The 3,885-nt window shown below is 33.9% G+C and carries 4 protein-coding genes; all 4 read left to right on the forward strand.

Annotation, left to right across the window (positions count from 1 at the left end; genetic code table 11):
* Positions 1-409 (forward strand): LPXTG cell wall anchor domain-containing protein (locus tag EVI01_RS13175; protein ID WP_261766404.1); only part of this gene is annotated, 409 nt, incomplete at its 5' end.
* Between the two features lie 519 nt (positions 410-928).
* Positions 929-1,459 (forward strand): hypothetical protein, encoded by a 531-nt coding sequence (locus tag EVI01_RS13180; protein WP_010752120.1) that lies wholly within the window; start codon positions 929-931, stop codon positions 1,457-1,459.
* A gap of 536 nt (positions 1,460-1,995) precedes the next feature.
* Positions 1,996-2,919: a tRNA pseudouridine(55) synthase TruB gene (truB, locus tag EVI01_RS13185; protein ID WP_010752119.1), complete on the forward strand. Its 924-nt coding sequence runs from the start codon at positions 1,996-1,998 to the stop codon at positions 2,917-2,919.
* Positions 2,920-2,922: 3 nt separating this feature from the next.
* On the forward strand, positions 2,923-3,858 hold the full coding sequence (gene ribF, locus EVI01_RS13190; protein ID WP_010752118.1) for a riboflavin biosynthesis protein RibF: 936 nt from the start codon (positions 2,923-2,925) through the stop codon (positions 3,856-3,858).
* Positions 3,859-3,885 lie beyond the last annotated feature (27 nt).

The raw sequence follows: 3,885 nt of genomic DNA on the forward strand, positions 1-3,885 counted from the left end.
TGAGCGACCTGTACCAGCAAATTCTTACACGGTTACCTTGGATCCTGAAACAGAAATAGATACCTCTTCTGTAGGGACACGAACAGCCAAATTAGTCGTGAATGTAGATCGTGCTTATGGTGCTTTTTCAACCACAACCGAAGCGACTTATCATGTAGTGGAAACAGGCATCGTAAGTGGTGACAATGATAACGCTGGAGAAGGTCAAGAAGGAAATACCGACAATGATGGAGAACATGCGGATAACGCCAATGATGGTAATAACAGTAGCAATTCAGATGGTAGTTTACCAAAAACCAATGAAACAAAAAATGCAGCCTTTTCTGTATTAGGTGCTTTCTTTGTCAGTGTTGTGGGCCTAATATTATATTGGAGACGAAGAAAAACGAATGAAGAAAAAAATAAGTGATTTGTTCTTTTAGAACTTGCTTCGTCACTTTATTGATTTTTAAGAAAAAGAGAGTGGGTGAATCCTCAATTTTTATCTGAGGATTCACCCACTTTTTTACTTTAGACACACTTAAAAGAAAGGCCTACAAAAGAAATTTCTCTCTTTGTATTTAGAAGTCAATAGCGATTTCTTATTTATTGAACTGATTCTTTCAATTAGAACAAAAGAGTAAGCAATTTTAAAGAATAAAAGTTTATTCACTCGTTTAAATCTTGAAAGAATTTCAAATATAAAAAGTGAAAAAATATCATTTTTATATATTCAAATGGGAAAAACTTAACATAAAAAAGGAGAAAACTGATTAAAACGAAGCATAAAATTAAAAATACTTAATGATTATTTCTATTACAACATTATTTTCATCATGACACAATTTTTCAAATTGAAAGAAAAATAGGTTCTTATGATGTAAAAAAAGTATAGTATATTTTAAACAAAGATATAAAAAAGTTAGCATATTGTAAAGGAGAAGTAAAAATGCCCATGCTTGAAAAAAGAGATCAGAACGTTTTAGAAATTCTAATTGCGAAAGATTATAAAAATTCGCGGAACAACCCAGAGCAGATAAATTTTTTTGGTAATTTATTCATTCGTAGTGATACAGAAAATACTAGGCTTTCAAGTATATACCTTAACAATTCGGAAAAAGTAAAAGAATTTACTAATGTAGCAGGAAAAGTAGTAGTAAAATATATGGAAACGCTAATGCAGAATCAGCTTCCAAATCATTTAAATTCTGAAGAGCTAAAATCTGAGATTAAAAAGAGAAAAGAAGAAATGAACTATTTTATCAAAAAAGTAAATGAGTTAAAAAATTATGGGGCAAATGAAGCTGCTTGTGAAAAAGTTGTAAATAAATTAAAGAGTATTCAGTTATTGTATAGTGATAAAAAACAAATGAACAAACAAATAAAGATGGCTCAAAAGAAAGCATTTTCTACAGTAGAAAAGAAAAGTGTAACAAATCATGGAAAATCATCTCACGTAAAAAAAGAAATCAGTCGCTAATTTTTTATGTGAGGTGTGGTTCATCCTACCTGTATATAATATGAAATAGTTTTTTTAACCAGCTAATTGAGCTTTGAATACTGATTAGAGAACCATTTTTTTAATAAATAAATTTGGGATAAAAGTAAATATTTTTAATCCTCTAAAATTGAATAAATGTTGGAAACAGAAGTGATCACTTTGGAAAATAAGCCAGCATTCACAAAAAGTTGGAAAAACAATTTTCGTGAATGTTGGCTTATTTCTTGAGGCTTACCATGTCTGTTCTGACCTCGTTTTGGGGAAAGAAGACTCTTGTCTATTTACCAGATAATAGCTTGTATAGCCAATCAAAGGGTGCAAAGAAAATATTTTCCATGTGTATCCCCTCCTTTAATAAAAGCATAACATGGTATGTGTTTACATAACGATGAAGTTTTATTACAATTTTATTGCTGAATGAAAAAAAACGTAGAGAAAAAGGGCAAAGACGTCAGTATTTTTATTTGTTGTGTTATAATGACACAGTTGACAATTTATAGGAGTGGAGAAAAGGAATGGACGGATTATTACCTTTATGGAAAGAACGTGGCATGACGAGCCATGATTGTGTATTTAAATTAAGGAAAATCTTACATACGAAGAAAATCGGACATGGGGGTACACTAGATCCGGATGTTGATGGCATCTTACCAATTTGTATTGGAAAAGCAACCAAAGTCATCGAATACTTAGCTGAATCAGGTAAGGTATATGAAGGCGAGATTACTTTAGGGTTTAGTACAACGACGGAAGATAAATCTGGTGAGCCTGTGGAGATAAAAAGAGTGGAGCGCCTAATTGATGTTGAAGAAATTGATGCAGCAATGAAAAGTTTCATTGGAGAGATTACCCAAATACCACCGATGTATTCGGCAGTGAAAGTAAATGGTAAACGTCTTTATGAATATGCTAGAAATAACGAAACAGTTGAGCGACCTGTTCGGCAAGCAGAAATCTATCGGTTTGAAAGAACAAGTGACATACAGTGGGATAAAGAAAAAGGAACATTATCATGGCGTTTTGAAGTAGCTTGTGGAAAAGGCACCTACGTCAGGACACTAGCCGTTGATACTGGGAAAAAATTGGGTTATCCTGCTCATATGTCTGACTTGACGCGGACTAAAAGCGCAGGGATGGAGAAACATCAGGCCATGACACTGCAACAAGTAGCCGATTATTATGATGCAGGAACGATTGATGAACATTTATTGCCGTTAGAAATAGGTGTTGCTCGTTTTAAAAGAGTGGACATTAGCCATGAGGTTTGGGAAAAAGTTAGAAATGGGATGCGTTTAGAATATAAAGCCTTTCATTTAAAAGAAATGCCTACAAAAGAAATTGCTCTCTTTTATCAAGGAAAAGTCGTTAGTATCTACCAACCCAATCCAAATGAAAAAAATAAATTAAAACCAAGCAAAGTGTTGAGGAACGAGGTATAACAAATGAAAATTATCAAAATTAGACATCCTTATCAAGCAAGTCAAATCCCTGAAGAAGACGTAGTACTAGTTTTAGGCTTTTTTGACGGCGTACATTTAGGGCATCAAAGAGTCATCCATACTGGGAAAGAAATTGCGGAAAAAGAAGGATTGAAACTAGCTTTGATGACGTTCAATCAACACCCGTCCATTGTATTTAAGAAAATTAATCCAAGTCAAGTGAAATATTTGACGACATTAGCACAAAAAGAAGAAAAAATGGTCTCTTTGGGGGTCGATTACCTTTATGAGATAGATTTCACTTCTTCTTTTTCTCATTTAGCACCACAAGATTTTGTGGATCAATATATGGTAGGACTTCATGCCAAATATGTGGTATCTGGATTTGATTATACGTATGGTCCTAAAGAAATTGCGGATGTCAAACACTTACCAGTTTATGCGAAAAAAAGATTTGAAGTAGTCACTGTGCCAAAAGAAGAAGACAACGGTGAGAAAATTAGCTCGACACGTATTCGTTCTCTGTTGGATCAAGGAAATATCGATGAAGTGACACGATTACTAGGCGCTTTTTATGAAGTAGATGGCGTTGTGGTACATGGAGATGCTAGAGGTCGTCTTTTAGGGTTTCCTACAGCAAATATTAAGGTAAAAAGTACGGTTCATTTACCAAGAGTAGGAGTATATGTTGCTAAAATCAAGGTAGGAGACACTTGGTATCAAGCAATGGGATCCATTGGACATAACGATACATTTGGCGATGATCGGGAATTGACGGTGGAATTATACATTTTAAATTTTGCGCAAGATATCTATGGCGAACATGTAAAAATCCGTTGGTGTCATTTTTTAAGAGATCAAGTGAAGTTTCCAAATGTTGAAACCCTAATTGAACAATTAAAAGCCGATGAAAAAGCTACCGCTGATTACTTCAATTAAGAAGAAGAGGTCGTGAAAGCATCGTTT

The organism is Enterococcus villorum, from assembly GCF_007990225.1.
GTDB classification, from domain to species: domain Bacteria; phylum Bacillota; class Bacilli; order Lactobacillales; family Enterococcaceae; genus Enterococcus_B; species Enterococcus_B villorum.